Origin of the sequence: Streptomyces sp. NPDC052396 (genome assembly GCF_044593195.1) — a bacterium.
In the GTDB taxonomy this organism is placed as follows: domain Bacteria; phylum Actinomycetota; class Actinomycetes; order Streptomycetales; family Streptomycetaceae; genus Streptomyces.
On sequence record NZ_JBIUAW010000002.1, the window covers coordinates 635941 to 651000 of the forward strand.

Sequence of the window (15060 nt, forward strand, 5' to 3'; positions counted from 1 at the left end):
ACGCGGGAAGCGTGGGCCATGGGCGTGGGGGGTGGCGGACTGTGCGTCAGATCTTGGCCCAGGCCTCGGTGAGGACGGTGCGCAGGATCTGCTCGATCTCGTCGAAGACCGCCTGACCGGAGATCAGCGGCGGGGAGAGCTGGATGACCGGATCACCACGGTCGTCGGCACGGCAGTACAGGCCGTTCTCGAAGAGGTTCCTGGAGACAAAGCCGTAGAGCAGGCGCTCGCACTCCTCGGGGGTGAACGACTCCTTGGTGGCCTTGTCCTTCACCAGCTCGATGCCGTAGAAGAAGCCGTTGCCCCGCACGTCGCCCACGATCGGCAGGTCGTGCAGCCGGGACAGGGTGGAGTGGAAGGCGGCCTCGTTGTCCAGTACGTGCTGGTTGAGCCCCTCGCGCTCGAACAGGTCGAGGTTGGCCAGGGCGACCGCCGCGGAGACCGGGTGGCCGCCAAAGGTATAGCCGTGCAGGAAGGTGTTGTTCCCCTTGAAGAAGGGCTCGGCGATCCGGTCGGAGATGATCGCGGCGCCGATGGGGGAGTAGCCGGAGGTCATGCCCTTGGCGCAGGTGATGATGTCCGGCACGTAGCCGAACTTCTCGCAGCCGAACATGGTGCCCAGCCGGCCGAAGGCGCAGATCACCTCGTCCGAGACCAGCAGTACGCCGTGCCGGTCGCAGATCTCGCGGACCCGCTGGAAGTAGCCGGGCGGCGGCGGGAAGCAGCCGCCGGCGTTCTGCACCGGCTCCAGGAACACCGCGGCCACCGTGTCCGGGCCCTCGAAGAGGATCTGCTGCTCGATCTGGTCGGCGGCCCAGCGGCCGTACGCCTCGGGGTCGTCACCGAAGACCGGGGCGCGGTAGATGTTGGTGTTGGGCACCTTGTGGGCACCGGGCACCAGGGGCTCGAACGGGGCCTTGAGCGCGGGGAGCCCGGTGATGGACAGGGCGCCCTGCGGGGTGCCGTGGTAGGCGACCGACCGGGAGATCACCTTGTACTTGCCGGGGTTGCCGGTGAGCTTGTGGTACTGCTTGGCCAGCTTCCAGGCGGTCTCCACCGCCTCGCCGCCGCCGGTGGTGAAGAAGACCTTGTTGAGGTCGCCCGGCGCGTAGTGGGCCAGCCGCTCGGCCAGTTCGACCGCCTTGGGGTGGGCGTAGCTCCACACCGGGAAGAAGGCCAGCTCCTGCGCCTGCTTGTGGGCCGCCTCCGCCAGCTCGGCGCGGCCGTGACCGGCCTGGACCACGAACAGCCCGGCCAGTCCGTCCAGGTAGCGCTTGCCCCGGTCGTCGAAGATATACGTGCCCTCGCCGCGCACGATGGTCGGCACGGGAGCGTTCTCGTACGACGACATGCGGGTGAAATGCATCCACAGGTGGTCGTACGCCGCAGTGGAGTGGTCCTTGCTCACGGCTATCGGGTTCCCCATGTGTAGGTCTGCTTGCGGAGCTTGAGGTAGACGAAGCTCTCGGTCGAGCGCACGCCCGGCAGGGTCCGGATGCGCTTGTTGATCGTGTTGAGCAGATGGTCGTCGTCCTCGCAGACGATCTCGATGAGGAGATCGAAGGAGCCGGCGGTCACCACCACGTACTCCACCTCGTCCATCGCGGCCAGCGCGTCGGCGACCGGGTCCAGGTCGCCCTCGACGCCGACACCGACCATGGCCTGGCGCCGCAGACCCACGGTGAGCGGGTCGGTGACCGCGACGATCTGCATCACGCCCTGGTCGAGCAGCTTCTGTACGCGCTGGCGCACCGCCGCCTCGGATAGCCCCACGGCCTTGCCGATCGCGGCGTAGGGACGTCGGCCGTCCTCCTGGAGCTGTTCGATGATCGCCAGGGAGACGGCGTCGACCGGCGCCGTGCCGCCGGCGCCCTTCGGGTCTGCGTTACGAGTGGCCACGGCCCCACTGTGCATGAGGACTCCGCCGTGTGACAAGCCCTGTTCTTATGTTTTTCGTTGCCATGGGCTCCCTGCTCAACTGATTCCGTCGATACCGGCCAGTGGGTGTATCGAAAACGTCGCCCTCCTGGCTAGGCTGGGCGTCTCAGCCACCGGACATCTCACAGGAGAGGTGCATACCGTGACCACCGAGCTGCGCCGCTTGCGCAACTACATCGACGGAGAGTTCCGGGACGCCGCCGACGGGCGGACCACCGAGGTGGTCAATCCGGCGACGGGCGAGGCCTACGCCACCGCCCCGCTGTCCGGTGCCGCCGACGTGGACGCCGCCATGGCGGCGGCCGAGGCCGCCTTCCCCGTCTGGCGCGACCTGGTGCCGGCCGAGCGCCAGAAGGTCCTGCTCAAGATCGCCGACGCCTTCGAGGCCCGGGCCGAGGAGCTGATCGCCGCCGAGTCCGAGAACACCGGCAAGCCGGTCGGGCTGACCCGCTCCGAGGAGATCCCGCCGATGGTGGACCAGGTCCGCTTCTTCGCGGGCGCCGCCCGGATGCTGGAGGGCCGCTCCGCGGGCGAGTACATGGACGGGATGACCTCCATCATCCGGCGCGAGCCGGTCGGCGTCTGCGCCCAGGTGGCGCCCTGGAACTACCCGATGATGATGGCCGTGTGGAAGTTCGCCCCGGCGCTGGCCGCGGGCAACACGGTGGTGCTCAAGCCCTCCGACACCACCCCGGCCTCCACCGTGCTGATCGCCGAGATCGTCGGCGGGGTGCTCGCCGAACTCGGCCACCCGCAGGGCGTGTTCAATGTCGTCTGCGGCGACCGTGACACCGGCCGGCTGATGGTGGAGCACCCGGTGCCCGCCATGGTCTCGGTCACCGGCTCGGTGCGCGCCGGCAGCCAGGTGGCCGCCTCGGCCGCCGGGGACCTCAAGCGCGTCCACCTCGAACTGGGCGGCAAGGCGCCGGTGGTGGTCTTCGAGGACGCCGACATCGCCAAGGCCGTGGAAGGCATCACCGGCGCCGGCTTCTTCAACGCCGGCCAGGACTGTACGGCCGCCACCCGGGTGCTGGTGCACCAGTCCGTCCACGACGAGTTCGTCACCGCGCTGTCCAAGGCGGCCGCCGACACCAAGACCGGGGCGCCGGACGACGAGGACGTGCTCTACGGTCCGCTGAACAACGCCGGCCAGCTGGCCCAGGTCGCCGGCTTCATCGAGCGGCTGCCCGCCCACGCCAAGATCGAGACCGGCGGCCACCGGGTGGGCGAGAAGGGCTACTTCTACGCCCCGACCGTGGTCTCCGGCCTGAAGCAGGGCGACGAGATCATCCAGCGCGAGGTCTTCGGCCCGGTGATCACCGTCCAGTCCTTCACCGACGAGGACCAGGCCGTGGCATACGCCAACGGCGTGGAGTACGCGCTGGCCTCCTCGGTCTGGACCAAGGACCACGGGCGGGCCATGCGGATGTCCAAGAAGCTGGAATTCGGCTGTGTGTGGATCAACACCCACATCCCGCTGGTGGCCGAGATGCCGCACGGCGGCTTCAAGAAGTCCGGCTACGGCAAGGACCTCTCCGCCTATGGCTTCGAGGACTACACCCGCATCAAGCACGTGATGACCTCGCTGGACTGAGGACGGCGGGAGCGGGGCACGGGCCGGCGGTCGTTATCATCGACGGTCGGCCCGGGCCCGGCAGGCTGCCGTACCGCGCGGCCGGGTGCCGGACACTGCGTCCCTTGTCCGCCCAGATGTCGATCGGCCATCCTGCCGGAATGCGAGTGAGCCCCGTGAAGCCCCTGTCCCGCAGGTCCCTGCTGCGCGCACTCGGCGCGGGTGCCGGCGCGGCCGCGCTCGCCGGCTGCGGGGTGCCGGCCGCGTACATCGCCCCGGGCGACCGGACGGCGGCCGACCGCTCGGCGGCCGACAAGCGGCTGGTGTTCGCCAACTGGCCGCTGTACATCGACACCGACGACAAGAACCCGCAACGCCGCCCCACGCTGGAGGCGTTCGAGAAGCGCAGCGGCATCTCGGTGAAGTACACCGAGGAGATCAACGACAACGACGAGTTCTTCGGCAAGATCAGCCCGGCCCTGATGAACCATCAGGACACCGGCCGGGACGTCATCGTGGTCAGCGACTGGATGTGCGCCCGCTATGTGCGGCTGGGGTGGGTGCAGGAGATGGACCGGGCGGGCCAGCCCCATGTGGCCCGCAACCTCGACCCGCTGCTGCGCAACCCCTCCTTCGACCCGGGGCGGCGGCACACGGTGCCCTGGCAGTCCGGGATCACCGGCATCGCGTACAACCGCAAGAAGCTCGGCCGGGAGATCCGGCACACCTCCGACCTGTGGAAGCCGGACCTGCGCGGCCGGGTGACCCTGCTGTCCGGGATGGACGAGGCCTTCGCCCTGCTGATGATGGGCAACGGCGCGGACGTCACCCGCTGGACCGCGGACGACTTCCACAGGATGACCGACCAGTTGCGGCGCCTGGTGCGTGAGCGGCACATCCGCCGCTTCACCGGCAACGACTACATCAAGGAGCTGTCCTCCGGCGATGTGCTGGCCTGTCAGGCGTACTCCGGCGACATCATCCAGTTGCAGGCCGACAACCCGGACATCCAGTTCGTGGTGCCCGAGGAGGGCGCCGAGCTGTGGGCGGAGAGCATGATGATCCCGGATCTGGCCCGGCACAAGCGCAATGCCGAGCGGCTGATCGACTACTACTACGAGCCCGAGGTGGCCGCCCAGCTGGCGGCCTCGGTCAACTACGTCTGCCCGGTGCCGGCCGCACGTGAGGTGCTGGCCTCGTCCAAGGACAAGGACACCGCCGCCCTGGCGGAGAATCCGCTGATCTTCCCCAGCGACCGGATGCGCAAGCGGCTGGCGACGGCCCGGGACATATCGGCCAAGGAGCGGCCGGTGTTCGAGAAGGAGTGGAACGAGATCGTGGGACTGTGAGGCCCCGTTGAGCTCCGCTCCGGCGTATGCACGGGGCGAGAGGCCATAGGGCCCCGGGTCACCTGGTGAGCAGGGAGCGCAGCGTGCCGACCCGGTTGGTGGTGATGGAGTCGACGCCCGCGCGCAGCAGCCTGCGCATGGAGCGGCGGGTGTCGGCGGTCCAGGCCGAGACCCGGTAGCCCTCGGCGTGGTCGCGGGCCACCAGCTGCTCGGAGACCAGCCCGAAGCGGTAGTTGAGCCACTGCGGCCGGACCGCGGCCAGCAGCGCGGGGCGCGGCGGGGCCAGGGTGGTCCAGGTGAGGGCGATCTCGGCGTCCGGGTCGGCACGGCGGACCTCCAGCATGGAGGCGGTGCCGCCGCAGTAGTAGACACGGCCCGTGGCGCCACAGGCGCGCACCTCGGCCACCGCGGCGCCCGCGGCGGAGGGGTCCGGCAGGTCGATGAACAGCCGGCCGGTCCCGTCCTGCCCGAGCGCCTGGCGCAGGGTGGGGACCCCGCCGTGCGTCGCGGCATGCACCTCCTCGGCCGTCAGCGCGGCCAGCGGCCGCTCGTGGCCCCACAGCCGGGACAGCGTGGCGTCGTGCAGCAGCACCGGCACGCCGTCCCGGGTGAGCCGGACGTCGACCTCCACCGCCGTCGCCCCGGCCCGCCAGGCCGAGCGGATGGAGGGGAGGGTGTTCTCCCGGTGGACATAAGGGTCGCCGCGGTGGCCGACGGCGGTGCAGGCGCGCATGGCGCCCATTGTGCCCGGCGCGGTCAGCCGCGGCGCCAGGCGTCGGTGTAGGCGTCGATCTCGGCGTTCAGCCGGGCCTTGCCCGCCGCGTCCAGGAAGGACGCCTCCACCGCGTTCTTGGCGAGGCCGGCGACGCCCCGCTCGTCCAGCTCGAGCAGGCGGGCGGCCACCGCGTACTCGGTGTTGAGGTCGGTGCCGAACATGGGCGGGTCGTCGCTATTGATGGTCACCAGCACCCCGGCGGCGACCATCTCCCTGACCGGGTGCCGCTCGATGTCCGCCACGGCGCGGGTGGCCAGGTTGGAGGTGGGGCAGACCTCCAGCGGAATGCGGTGCTCCGCCAGGTGTGCCAGCAGCCGGGGGTCCTGCGGGGCGCTGGTGCCGTGGCCGATGCGTTCGGCGCGCAGCTCGGTCAGCGCGTCCCAGATGGTCTGCGGGCCGGTGGTCTCCCCGGCGTGCGGCACGCTGTGCAGGCCGGCCGCGATGGCCCGGTCGAAGTAGGGCTTGAACTGCGGGCGCGGCACGCCGATCTCGGGCCCGCCCAGGCCGAACGAGACCAGTCCCTCCGGCTTGAGCTCACAGGCGATGCGGGCCGTCTCCTCGGCGGCGGGCAGGCCGGCCTCGCCCGGGATGTCGAAGCACCAGCGCAGCACCACGCCCAGCTCGCTCTCGGCCGCCTTGCGGGCGTCCTCTATGGCCTCTACAAAGGCGCCGTCCGGGATGCCGCGCCGGGTCGAGCTGTAGGGGGTGACGGTCAGCTCGGCGTAGCGGATCTGCTGGCGGGCCATGTCGCGGGCGATCTCGTAGGTCAGCAGCCGGACATCCTCGGCGTCCCGGACGAGGTCCACGACCGAGAGGTAGACCTCGACGAAATGGGCGAAGTCGCGGAAGGTGAAGAAGTCGGCGAGCGCCTCGGGGTCGGCGGGCACGGGGGAGTCGGGGTGCCGGGCGGCCAGCTCGGCGACGATGCGCGGCGAGGCCGAACCGACGTGATGCACATGCAGCTCCGCCTTGGGCAGACCGGCGATGAACGAGTCGAGGGCGGGCATGCGGGCCTCCAGGGGCTGGTCGATCCATCGGGACGGGCAGCGTGCGCGGATCATCGTATGTGCGGTGGGTATGGGGCCGGTGCGTGGGCCTTAGCATGACCGCAGAGCAACGAGGGAGGGTCATGTCCGACCGGGACAACGTCCAGCCGGAGCCGCGGGACCGGGATCTCTGGGCTCCGCCGAGCGAGCGGGTGCCGCTCGACAAGCCGGCCGCCCCGCCGTGGGCCGAGGGGCCCGCCGCACCGCCCCCCGTGCCCGGTTACCAGATGCCCCCGGCCGCCCCGGTGCCCCCGGCGGGCGGACCGCCGCCGGGCGCCATGCCGCCGGTGCCTCCCGTGCCGCTCGCCCCGACCGGTCCGGGCACCCCGAGCGCGTATCAGGGTGGCCCCTACGGCGGCTCCGGCTACGTGCCGCCGCAGGCCCCCTACGGGGCGGGGCCGTACGGAGCGAGTCCCTATGGCCAGGGCGGCGCCTGGTGGGCGCCGGCGCCGGTGCCCAACAACGGCTTCGGGGTGGCGGCGCTGGTGCTCGGCATCCTCGGCCTGGTGCTGTCGATGACGGTGCTGTTCGGTGTGGTGCTGGGCGTGCTGGCGCTGGTCTTCGGCGTGATCGGACGGGCCAAGGCGGCGCGGGGCGAGGCCACCAACCAGGGCCAGGCGCTGGCCGGGCTGATACTCGGCGGGGTGGCCCTGGTCGCCTCGGCGCTGTTCGTGGTGCTGTACGTCAGCGTCGGACACAGCGACCGCCACCCCGACAAGGTGCCGGCTGACGACCCGGACGCCACCTACGGCGCCTATATGCCGGAGCCGTCCGCTCCCGGGCCGCTGCCGGCCGCCAGGCGCTGACGCGCCTCCATCAGCGCGAAACCCAGCAGGTTCAGTCCGTCCCAGTGCGCCGGGTGCTGGGCCCGCTCGTCGTCGGCCGCCAGCCCGATGCCCCAGACCCGGTCCAGCGGGCTGGCCTCCACCAGCACCCTGTTCCCGGTGCCCAGCAGGTAGTCCAGCAGCTCGGGGTGCTGGACGAACTTGTGCACGCTGCCCTGGACGACCAGCTCGAAGCGGTGGCGGCGCCAGGTCTCCTCGTCGAAGCCGCGCACCATGCGCCCGGCGTCCTTGGCCTGTTTGGGGTGGCCGGCGGCCAGCACCCGGGCCTCCGCCTCGGCGTCGCCGAACAGCCGGGCCTTGCCGGCCATCATCCAGTGCTCGGCGGTCGCGTAGCCGATGCCGTCCACGGTGAAGGGCGAGGGCCACCACTGGCTGAAGCAGCCGGGCCCCACGCTGTTGTCCCGGCGGGGCCGGTGGCCCCAGAAGTACACGTACTTGGGCTGCTCGCCCCGTGCGATGGCCGCCGTCAGCTGCTCGACCGAACGCGCATCCACGGCGCCATGGCCCGTCTTGATCGTCATGGCCTCATTCTGGCAGCGGCTGTGAGGCCCGGAAGCGGTCATACGGCGCCAGGAGGGGTGCTTGCTGATTCCGTTGTCTGGCCGACCCCCTACGACGGAATCTCTTGTTATGGGTGCTGGCCTCTGCCAGGATCGGCAACCACACCTCGGTGGTGCAACACCAGTTCCAGGCCGTCCGGTCGGGTGCGGGAGTGCGCGAAGACGGCCCGTATCCGAAGACGCTCAGCCGTATGTCACTGTTATGTGCTTTCGGCCCCGACACCTCTGGACCCCCCATGACCGCAACCGCCCCGAGCACCGGCGTCCGCCTCTCCGGGATCAGCAAGCGCTATGGCGCCTTCGCTGCTGTGCAACCGCTGGATCTGACCGTTCCCACGGGTTCGTTCTTCGCCCTGCTCGGTGCCTCCGGGTGCGGAAAGACCACCACCCTCCGCATGATCGCCGGGCTGGAGAGCCCCAGCACCGGCACCGTCGAGCTGGACGGTGTGGACGTCACCGCCCTCCCCCCGCACAAGCGCCCCGTCAACACCGTCTTCCAGAGCTATGCGCTCTTCCCGCACCTGGACGTGTACGAGAACATCGCCTTCGGCCTGCGCCGCCGCGGCCTGAAGTCGGTGCGCAAGCAGGTCGAGGACATGCTCGATCTGGTCCAGCTCGGCGATCTGGCACGCCGCAGGCCGCAGCAGCTCTCCGGCGGACAGCAGCAGCGCGTGGCCGTCGCCCGCGCCCTGATCAACCACCCCCAGGTGCTGCTGCTGGACGAACCGCTGGGCGCCCTGGACCTCAAGCTGCGCCGCCAGATGCAGCTGGAGCTCAAGCGCATCCAGATCGAGGTCGGCATCACCTTCATTCATGTCACCCACGACCAGGAAGAGGCGATGGCGATGGCCGACACGGTGGCCGTGATGAGCGAGGGCCGGATCGAGCAGCTCGGCGAGCCCGCCGACCTCTACGAACTGCCCCGCACCACCTTTGTCGCCAACTTCCTGGGCACCTCCAACCTCATCACCGCCGAGGTCGTGGACGCCGCCGGGGCCGAACTGGCGCTGCGTGCCGCGGATACCAAACTCACCCTGCCCGCGAAACGATGTACCGGCACCGCCCGGGTGGGCGAGAAGCTGCTGGTCGGGATACGGCCCGAGAAGATCACCCTCACCCCCGCCGAGGACGCCGGCACCGTGCCCGAGGGCCGCAACCGGGTCCACGGCCGTATCACCGAGTCCAGCTTCATCGGCGTCTCCACCCAGTACCTGGTCGACAGCCCCGTCGCCCCCGGCCTGGCCGTCTACCAGCAGAACATCGAGCGCGACTCCCGCCTGGCGCCCGGCGCCGAGGTGGTCCTGCACTGGAACCCGGGCCATGGCTTCGGGCTGGACGCCGCACAGCGCATCGAGGCCGGCACCGACGCGGACCTGGGGGAGGGGCCCTCGTGACGACGTTCACCGAACAGCCCCCCGCGCCGTCCCCCGAAGCGTCTCCCGCAGACGGCACCGTCAGGGCCGCCCGCCGCCGCAAACTCGTCCCCTACTGGCTGCTGCTCCCCGGCATCCTGTGGCTGCTGGTCTTCTTCGCCGCCCCGCTGGTCTACCAGGCGTCCACCTCGGTGCAGACCGGCTCCCTGGAGGACGGCTTCCACGTCACCTGGCACTTCGCCACCTACTGGGACGCCCTGAGCCAGTACTGGCCCCAGTTCCTGCGCTCCGTGGGCTACGCCGCCACCGCCACCGTGCTCTGCCTGGTGCTGGGCTACCCGCTGGCCTACCTCATCGCCTTCCGGGCCGGCCGCTGGCGCCACCTGCTGATGATCCTGGTGATCGCGCCCTTCTTCACCAGCTTCCTGATCCGCACCCTGGCCTGGAAGACCATCCTCTCCGACGGCGGCCCGGTGGTCTCCACCATGGACCGGCTGCACATCCTGGGACTGACCGACGCGCTCGGCGTCACCGAGGGCCACCGGCTGCTGGCCACCCCGCTCGCCGTGGTCTGCGGCCTGACCTACAACTTCCTGCCTTTTATGATCCTGCCGCTGTACACCTCGCTCGAACGCATCGACGGCCGGCTGCACGAGGCGGCGGGCGACCTCTACGCGCGGCCGCTGACCATCTTCCGCAAGGTGACCCTCCCGCTGTCCATGCCCGGCGTGGTGGCCGGCACCCTGCTCACCTTCATCCCGGCCGCCGGCGACTACATCAACGCCGAGCTGCTGGGCTCCCCGGACCAGAAGATGATCGGCAACGTCATCCAGTCCCAGTTCCTGCGGGTGCTGGACTACCCGACCGCGGCCGCCCTGTCCTTCATCCTGATGGCAGCGATCCTGGCCATGGTGACCGTCTACATCCGCCGCTCCGGGACGGAGGAACTGGTCTGATGCGCTGGTTCAACTGGTTCCGACGCAACCTGGTGGTCCTCGCGGGCCTGCTGACCCTGGGCTATCTGCTGCTGCCCAACGTCATCGTGACGGTCTTCTCCTTCAACAAGCCCAATGGGCGCTTCAACTACCAGTGGCAGCGGTTCTCCACGGACGCCTGGACGCACCCCTGTGACGTCGCCGATCTGTGCGGATCGCTCTCGCTGAGCCTGCGCATCGCCGTGTGGGCCACCGTCGGCGCCACTGTCCTGGGCACCCTGATCGCCTTCGCGCTGGCCCGCTACCGGTTCCGCGGCCGCTCCTCGGCGGGCACCCTGATCTTCCTGCCCATGGCCATGCCCGAGGTGGTGATGGCCGCCTCGCTGGCCACGCTCTTCCTCAACATGGGCGTCAGCTTCGGTTTCTGGACGATCCTCATCGCCCACATCACCTTCTGCCTCAGCTTTGTGGTCACCGCCGTCAAGGCCCGGGTGATGAGCATGGACCCCCGCCTGGAACAGGCCGCCCAGGACCTCTATGCCACCCCGGCACAGACCTTCTGGCGGATCACCCTGCCCATCGCCGCCCCCGGTATCGCCGCCGGAGCGCTGCTGTCCTTCGCCCTCTCCTTCGACGACTTCATCATCACCAACTTCAACGCCGGCTCGACTGTGACCTTCCCCATGTTCGTGTGGGGAGCCGCACAACGGGGCACTCCCGTTCAAATCAATGTCGTGGGCACCGCGATGTTCGCCGCCGCCGTGCTGTGCGTACTCGTCGGCCAGCTGGCCGGCAGACGTCAGAAAGACCGAAGAAGGAGCTGAGAACCATGGCCGCCCGTGCCATGAACCCTGTCCAAGCACTGTCTGACACTCATCTGCGCCCCTACTGGCTCGACGACCCCGGGCGGCCCGAGCCCTGCCCCGCCCTCGTCGGCGACGAGCACTGCGACCTGCTCGTCGTCGGCGGCGGCTACTCCGGTCTGTGGACCGCCCTCAACGCGAAGGAACGCGACCCCGGCCGCGACGTCGTCCTGATCGAGGGCGAGGAGTGCGGCTGGGCCGCCTCCGGCCGCAACGGCGGTTTCTGCGCCGCCTCGCTCACTCACGGACTGGGCAACGGCCTGGCCCGCTGGCCCGAGGAACTCCCGCTGCTGGAGAAGCTCGGCCACGCCAACCTCGACGGCATCGAGTCCGCCCTCGAACGCCATGGCATCGACTGCGACTTCGAACGCACCGGCGAGATCGACATCGCCACCGCCCCGCACCAGGTCCTGGAACTGCGCGAGACGGCCGAGGAACTGGCCTCGCTCGGCTTCGGCGGCCATGAATTCCTCGACCGCGACGCGCTGCGCGCCGAGGTGGACTCCCCGACCTTCCTGGCCGGCCTGTGGAACCGCTCCGGTGTCGCCATGCTGCACCCCGCCAAGCTGGCCTGGGGCCTCAAGCGCGCCTGCCTGGCGCTGGGCGTACGGATCTATGAACACACCCCCGGCAGCGAACTGTCCTCGCGTGACGCGGGCGTGGCGGTGCGTACGCCCTATGGACGGGTCTTCGCCCGGCACGCGGCCCTGGGCACCAACGCCTTCCCGTCCCTGGTGAAGCGGCTGCGCCCGTACATCGCACCGGTCTACGACTACGCACTGACCACCGAGCCGCTCAGCGAGGAGCAACGGGCGGCCCTGGGCTGGCTCCGGCGGCAGGGGCTGAGCGACAGCGCCAACCACTTCCACTACTTCCGGCTCACCGCCGACAACCGCATCCTGTGGGGCGGCTACGACATCGTCTACCACTACGGCGGGGAGATCCGGGCCGAGTACGACCACCACCCGGCCACCTACCAGAAGCTGGCCGAGCACTTCTTCCGCTGTTTCCCCCAGCTGGAGGGCGTGCGCTTCTCGCACGCCTGGGGCGGCGCCATCGACACCTGCTCGCGCTACTCGGCCTTCTTCGGCACCGCGCACGGCGGCCGGGTCGCCTATGCGCTGGGTTACACCGGCCTGGGGGTGGGCGCCAGCCGCTTCGGCGCGGACGTGATGCTGGACCTGCTGGCCGGGGAGCGCACCGAGCGCACGGAGCTGGAGATGGTGCGCAGCAAGCCGCTGCCGTTCCCGCCGGAGCCGGTGCGCTCCATGGGCATTGGCATCACCCAGTGGTCGATGACCCGGGCCGATGAGAACGGCGGCCGGCGCAACCTATGGCTCAAGGCGATGGACAAGGTCGGGCTGGGCTTCGACAGCTGAGGTCGGCCGGCGTCGGCTGACGCTGGCTCACATCAGGCCGGCTCACCTCCGGCCGGGTCCCGGCGGGCACGGGGCGCCGGGGCGCGTCGGCCTCAGCCGGCCGAGGCCCCGGGGCCGCCCGGCAGCACCCGCCCCAGGCACCACAGCACCATCCCCGACAGGCACCATGCGCCCAGCACATCAAGCGGCCAGTGGTAGCCGCAGCGGACCAGCCCCACGCCCACACACGTGTTGAGCAGCGCCAGGCCCAGCAGTACGGGCCACCGGGGCCGGCCGAACAGGAGCAGGACCGCCGCCCCGTACGCCACCGCCGCCGTGGCCGCGTGGCCGGAGGGGAAGAAGCCCCCGTGCGCCTCGGGGCCCATCATGGGCGGCCCGGGGCGGGCGATCCAGGCCTTGAGCGGGACGACCAGTGCCGGCACCGCCGCCATGGCCAGCGTGGCGGCCAGAGGCGCCCGCCAGGCGCGGGCGCGCCAGGCGGCCCAGGCCAGCGCCAGGCCCAGCACCGGCAGCGCCACCGGGGCATTGCCGAGGTCCGCGAAGAAGTGGGCGGCGGCGGAGGGCACGGCGGACCGCTCGGCCGCCCGCCCCAGCCGCTCGTCCAGGGCGCGCAGCGGGCCATGGGCGGCCACCTGCCAGGCGATCAGGGCGAAGAGCACGGCGCACAGCGCCGGGAGCAGGACGGCCGACGGCCCCGGAACCGGGGGGAGGGTTCCGGAGCCGTCATGACGACCGCGGGGCCGCGCGCCCCGGGGGGTGTGGGGCGGACGGCCGTCCGAGCCGTAAGGGTGCCCGGAGCGCAGAGCTCCGGTGTGCGCGAGGGCACGGCCGGACCGGTGCTGGGGATGCGCCGGCGCGGGTCTTTCGTTCACCGGGGAAACCGTACGGCAGTGCGGGTGGGGTCCGACAAGCCGGATCACCTCTCCACCACCCGCCCCGCACATCTCCTTCACGAACTCCTGAACGAGGAGTCGGCGGACGGACGGTTCAGATGCGCTCGAGGGCGGCCTCGATGATGTCCAGGCCCTCGTTGAGCAGGTCCTCGCCGATCACCAGCGGGGGCAGGAAGCGCAGCACATTGCCGTAGGTGCCACAGGTGAGCACCAGCAGGCCCTCCGCATGGCAGGCCTTGGCCAGCGCGCCGGCCGCCGCCGCGTTGGGCGTCTTGGTCCCCGGCTCCACCAGCTCGATGGCGATCATGGCGCCCCGGCCGCGCACATCGCCGATGATCTGGTGCTTCTCCTGGAGCGCGGTCAGGCGGTCCTTCATGACCTCCTCGATCCGCCGGGCCTTGCCGTTGAGGTCCAGCTCACGCATGGTCTCAATGGCTCCCAGCGCGGCCGCGCAGGCCACCGGGTTGCCGCCGTAGGTGCCGCCCAGGCCGCCCGCGTGCGCGGCGTCCATGATCTCCGCGCGGCCGGTGACGGCGGCCAGCGGCAGGCCGCCCGCGATGCCCTTGGCGGTCGTGATCAGGTCGGGCACGATGCCCTCGTCCTCACAGGCGAACCACTGGCCGGTGCGGCAGAAGCCGGACTGGATCTCGTCCGCGACAAAGACGATGCCGTTGTCCTTGGCGAACTGCGCGATGCGCGGCAGGAAGCCCTTGGCCGGCTCGATGAAGCCGCCCTCGCCCAGCACCGGCTCGATGATGATCGCCGCGACGTTGTCCGCGCCCACTTGCTTGCTGATCATGTCGATGGCCTGCGCCGCGGCCTCCTCGGCGCAGTTCTCCGGGCCGGTCGGCCAGCGGTAGCCGTAGGCCACCGGCACCCGGTAGACCTCGGGGGCGAAGGGGCCGAAGCCGTGCTTGTACGGCATGTTCTTGGCGGTGAGCGCCATGGTGAGGTTGGTACGGCCGTGGTAGCCGTGGTCGAAGACCACCACCGCCTGGCGCTTGGTGTAGGCACGGGCGATCTTGACCGCGTTCTCCACCGCCTCCGCGCCGGAGTTGAACAGCGCCGACTTCTTGGCGTGATCGCCCGGGGTCAGCTCGGCCAGCTGCTCGCAGACCTCCACATAGCCCTCGTAGGGGGTGACCATGAAACAGGTGTGGGTGAAGTCGGCCAGCTGCGCCGAGGCCCGCCGCACCACGGCCTCCGCGCTGGAGCCCACCGAGGTCACCGCGATGCCGGAACCGAAGTCGATCAGCGAGTTGCCATCCACGTCCTCGATGACCCCGCCGCCCGCGCGCACCGTGAACACCGGCAGCACCGAACCCACGCCACCGGCCACGGCGGCGGTGCGGCGGGCCTGGAGCTCCAGCGACTTGGGGCCGGGGATCGCGGTGACGACGCGACGCTCCTGGGGGAGGGACGGGCCTCCGGTCAGTTCGGTCATGAGGGGCTCCAGAGGATCAAAACGGGGGTTGTCGGTCGCAGGCTAGGGGCGCGGGCGGGGCCCGGGCATGTTCCGTTAGGGAGAAGT

General features: G+C 70.7%; 14 protein-coding genes. 7 read left to right on the forward strand and 7 right to left on the reverse strand.

The window, feature by feature from the left end; translation table 11 throughout:
• Window positions 1–46: 46 nt before the first annotated feature.
• The gene (locus ACIHFE_RS07985) at window positions 47–1426 is read right to left on the reverse strand and encodes an aspartate aminotransferase family protein (protein WP_400104947.1); all 1380 of its coding nucleotides are present in this window, start codon (window positions 1424–1426) and stop codon (window positions 47–49) included.
• Complete coding sequence (locus ACIHFE_RS07990; protein ID WP_400104948.1) at window positions 1411–1914, reverse strand: Lrp/AsnC family transcriptional regulator; 504 nt, start codon at window positions 1912–1914, stop codon at window positions 1411–1413. Before ACIHFE_RS07990 ends, ACIHFE_RS07985 begins: the two co-directional genes overlap by 16 nt.
• 166 nt (window positions 1915–2080) lie before the next feature.
• Between ACIHFE_RS07990 and ACIHFE_RS07995 the strand changes: the two genes are divergently transcribed.
• Together ACIHFE_RS07995 and ACIHFE_RS08000 are read left to right on the forward strand one after the other, a co-directional pair.
• On the forward strand, window positions 2081–3532 hold the full coding sequence (locus ACIHFE_RS07995; RefSeq protein WP_400104949.1) for a gamma-aminobutyraldehyde dehydrogenase: 1452 nt from the start codon (window positions 2081–2083) through the stop codon (window positions 3530–3532).
• A gap of 164 nt (window positions 3533–3696) precedes the next feature.
• On the forward strand, window positions 3697–4860 hold the full coding sequence (locus ACIHFE_RS08000) for a spermidine/putrescine ABC transporter substrate-binding protein (protein WP_400105038.1): 1164 nt from the start codon (window positions 3697–3699) through the stop codon (window positions 4858–4860).
• Between the two features lie 58 nt (window positions 4861–4918).
• On the opposite strand, the gene ACIHFE_RS08005 is transcribed toward ACIHFE_RS08000, so the two are convergent.
• Window positions 4919–5593, reverse strand: a complete 675-nt coding sequence (locus ACIHFE_RS08005) for a glycerophosphodiester phosphodiesterase (protein ID WP_400104950.1) — start codon at window positions 5591–5593, stop codon at window positions 4919–4921.
• Window positions 5594–5616: 23 nt separating this feature from the next.
• Window positions 5617–6642 (reverse strand): adenosine deaminase, encoded by a 1026-nt coding sequence (locus tag ACIHFE_RS08010; protein ID WP_400104951.1) that lies wholly within the window; start codon window positions 6640–6642, stop codon window positions 5617–5619.
• Window positions 6643–6764: 122 nt separating this feature from the next.
• Between ACIHFE_RS08010 and ACIHFE_RS08015 the strand changes: the two genes are divergently transcribed.
• Window positions 6765–7487: a DUF4190 domain-containing protein gene (locus tag ACIHFE_RS08015; protein ID WP_400104952.1), complete on the forward strand. Its 723-nt coding sequence runs from the start codon at window positions 6765–6767 to the stop codon at window positions 7485–7487.
• On the opposite strand, the gene ACIHFE_RS08020 is transcribed toward ACIHFE_RS08015, so the two are convergent.
• Window positions 7436–8047: an NADAR family protein gene (locus tag ACIHFE_RS08020; RefSeq protein WP_400104953.1), complete on the reverse strand. Its 612-nt coding sequence runs from the start codon at window positions 8045–8047 to the stop codon at window positions 7436–7438. The genes ACIHFE_RS08015 and ACIHFE_RS08020 overlap by 52 nt on opposite strands.
• 275 nt (window positions 8048–8322) lie before the next feature.
• Between ACIHFE_RS08020 and ACIHFE_RS08025 the strand changes: the two genes are divergently transcribed.
• From ACIHFE_RS08025 to ACIHFE_RS08040, 4 genes are read left to right on the forward strand one after another with little or no spacing between them, the layout of a single operon-like run.
• Window positions 8323–9480 carry an ABC transporter ATP-binding protein gene (locus ACIHFE_RS08025; RefSeq protein WP_400104954.1) on the forward strand — a complete coding sequence of 386 codons (1158 nt, stop codon included), beginning with the start codon at window positions 8323–8325 and terminating at the stop codon, window positions 9478–9480.
• Window positions 9477–10415 carry an ABC transporter permease gene (locus ACIHFE_RS08030; protein ID WP_400104955.1) on the forward strand — a complete coding sequence of 313 codons (939 nt, stop codon included), beginning with the start codon at window positions 9477–9479 and terminating at the stop codon, window positions 10413–10415. Before ACIHFE_RS08025 ends, ACIHFE_RS08030 begins: the two co-directional genes overlap by 4 nt.
• The gene (locus ACIHFE_RS08035) at window positions 10415–11218 is read left to right on the forward strand and encodes an ABC transporter permease (RefSeq protein ID WP_400104956.1); all 804 of its coding nucleotides are present in this window, start codon (window positions 10415–10417) and stop codon (window positions 11216–11218) included. The genes ACIHFE_RS08030 and ACIHFE_RS08035 overlap by 1 nt, the downstream gene beginning before the upstream one ends.
• Before the next feature lie 5 nt (window positions 11219–11223).
• A complete protein-coding gene (locus ACIHFE_RS08040) occupies window positions 11224–12636 on the forward strand; it encodes an NAD(P)/FAD-dependent oxidoreductase (protein ID WP_400104957.1) in 1413 nt (470 codons plus the stop codon).
• A 92-nt stretch (window positions 12637–12728) separates the two neighbouring features.
• Here the strand turns inward: ACIHFE_RS08040 and ACIHFE_RS08045 are convergent, their stop codons facing one another.
• Both ACIHFE_RS08045 and gabT read right to left on the reverse strand, forming a co-directional pair.
• Window positions 12729–13508, reverse strand: coding sequence for a phosphatase PAP2 family protein (locus ACIHFE_RS08045; RefSeq protein WP_400104958.1), 780 nt, complete (start codon window positions 13506–13508; stop codon window positions 12729–12731).
• Between the two features lie 115 nt (window positions 13509–13623).
• Window positions 13624–14973: a 4-aminobutyrate--2-oxoglutarate transaminase gene (gabT, locus tag ACIHFE_RS08050; protein ID WP_400104959.1), complete on the reverse strand. Its 1350-nt coding sequence runs from the start codon at window positions 14971–14973 to the stop codon at window positions 13624–13626.
• Window positions 14974–15060: the final 87 nt, after the last annotated feature.

Bases quoted from the DNA above. Each gene is read 5' to 3' on its own strand.
- ACIHFE_RS07985 (WP_400104947.1), bottom strand. From the start codon at position 1,426: ATGGGGAACCCGATAGCCGTGAGCAAGGACCACTCCACTGCGGCGTAC.
- ACIHFE_RS07990 (WP_400104948.1), bottom strand. From the start codon at position 1,914: ATGCACAGTGGGGCCGTGGCCACTCGTAACGCAGACCCGAAGGGCGCC.
- ACIHFE_RS08005 (WP_400104950.1), bottom strand. From the start codon at position 5,593: ATGCGCGCCTGCACCGCCGTCGGCCACCGCGGCGACCCTTATGTCCAC.
- ACIHFE_RS08010 (WP_400104951.1), bottom strand. From the start codon at position 6,642: ATGCCCGCCCTCGACTCGTTCATCGCCGGTCTGCCCAAGGCGGAGCTG.
- ACIHFE_RS08015 (WP_400104952.1), top strand. From the start codon at position 6,765: ATGTCCGACCGGGACAACGTCCAGCCGGAGCCGCGGGACCGGGATCTC.
- ACIHFE_RS08020 (WP_400104953.1), bottom strand. From the start codon at position 8,047: ATGACGATCAAGACGGGCCATGGCGCCGTGGATGCGCGTTCGGTCGAG.
- ACIHFE_RS08025 (WP_400104954.1), top strand. From the start codon at position 8,323: ATGACCGCAACCGCCCCGAGCACCGGCGTCCGCCTCTCCGGGATCAGC.
- ACIHFE_RS08035 (WP_400104956.1), top strand. From the start codon at position 10,415: ATGCGCTGGTTCAACTGGTTCCGACGCAACCTGGTGGTCCTCGCGGGC.
- ACIHFE_RS08040 (WP_400104957.1), top strand. From the start codon at position 11,224: ATGGCCGCCCGTGCCATGAACCCTGTCCAAGCACTGTCTGACACTCAT.
- gabT (WP_400104959.1), bottom strand. From the start codon at position 14,973: ATGACCGAACTGACCGGAGGCCCGTCCCTCCCCCAGGAGCGTCGCGTC.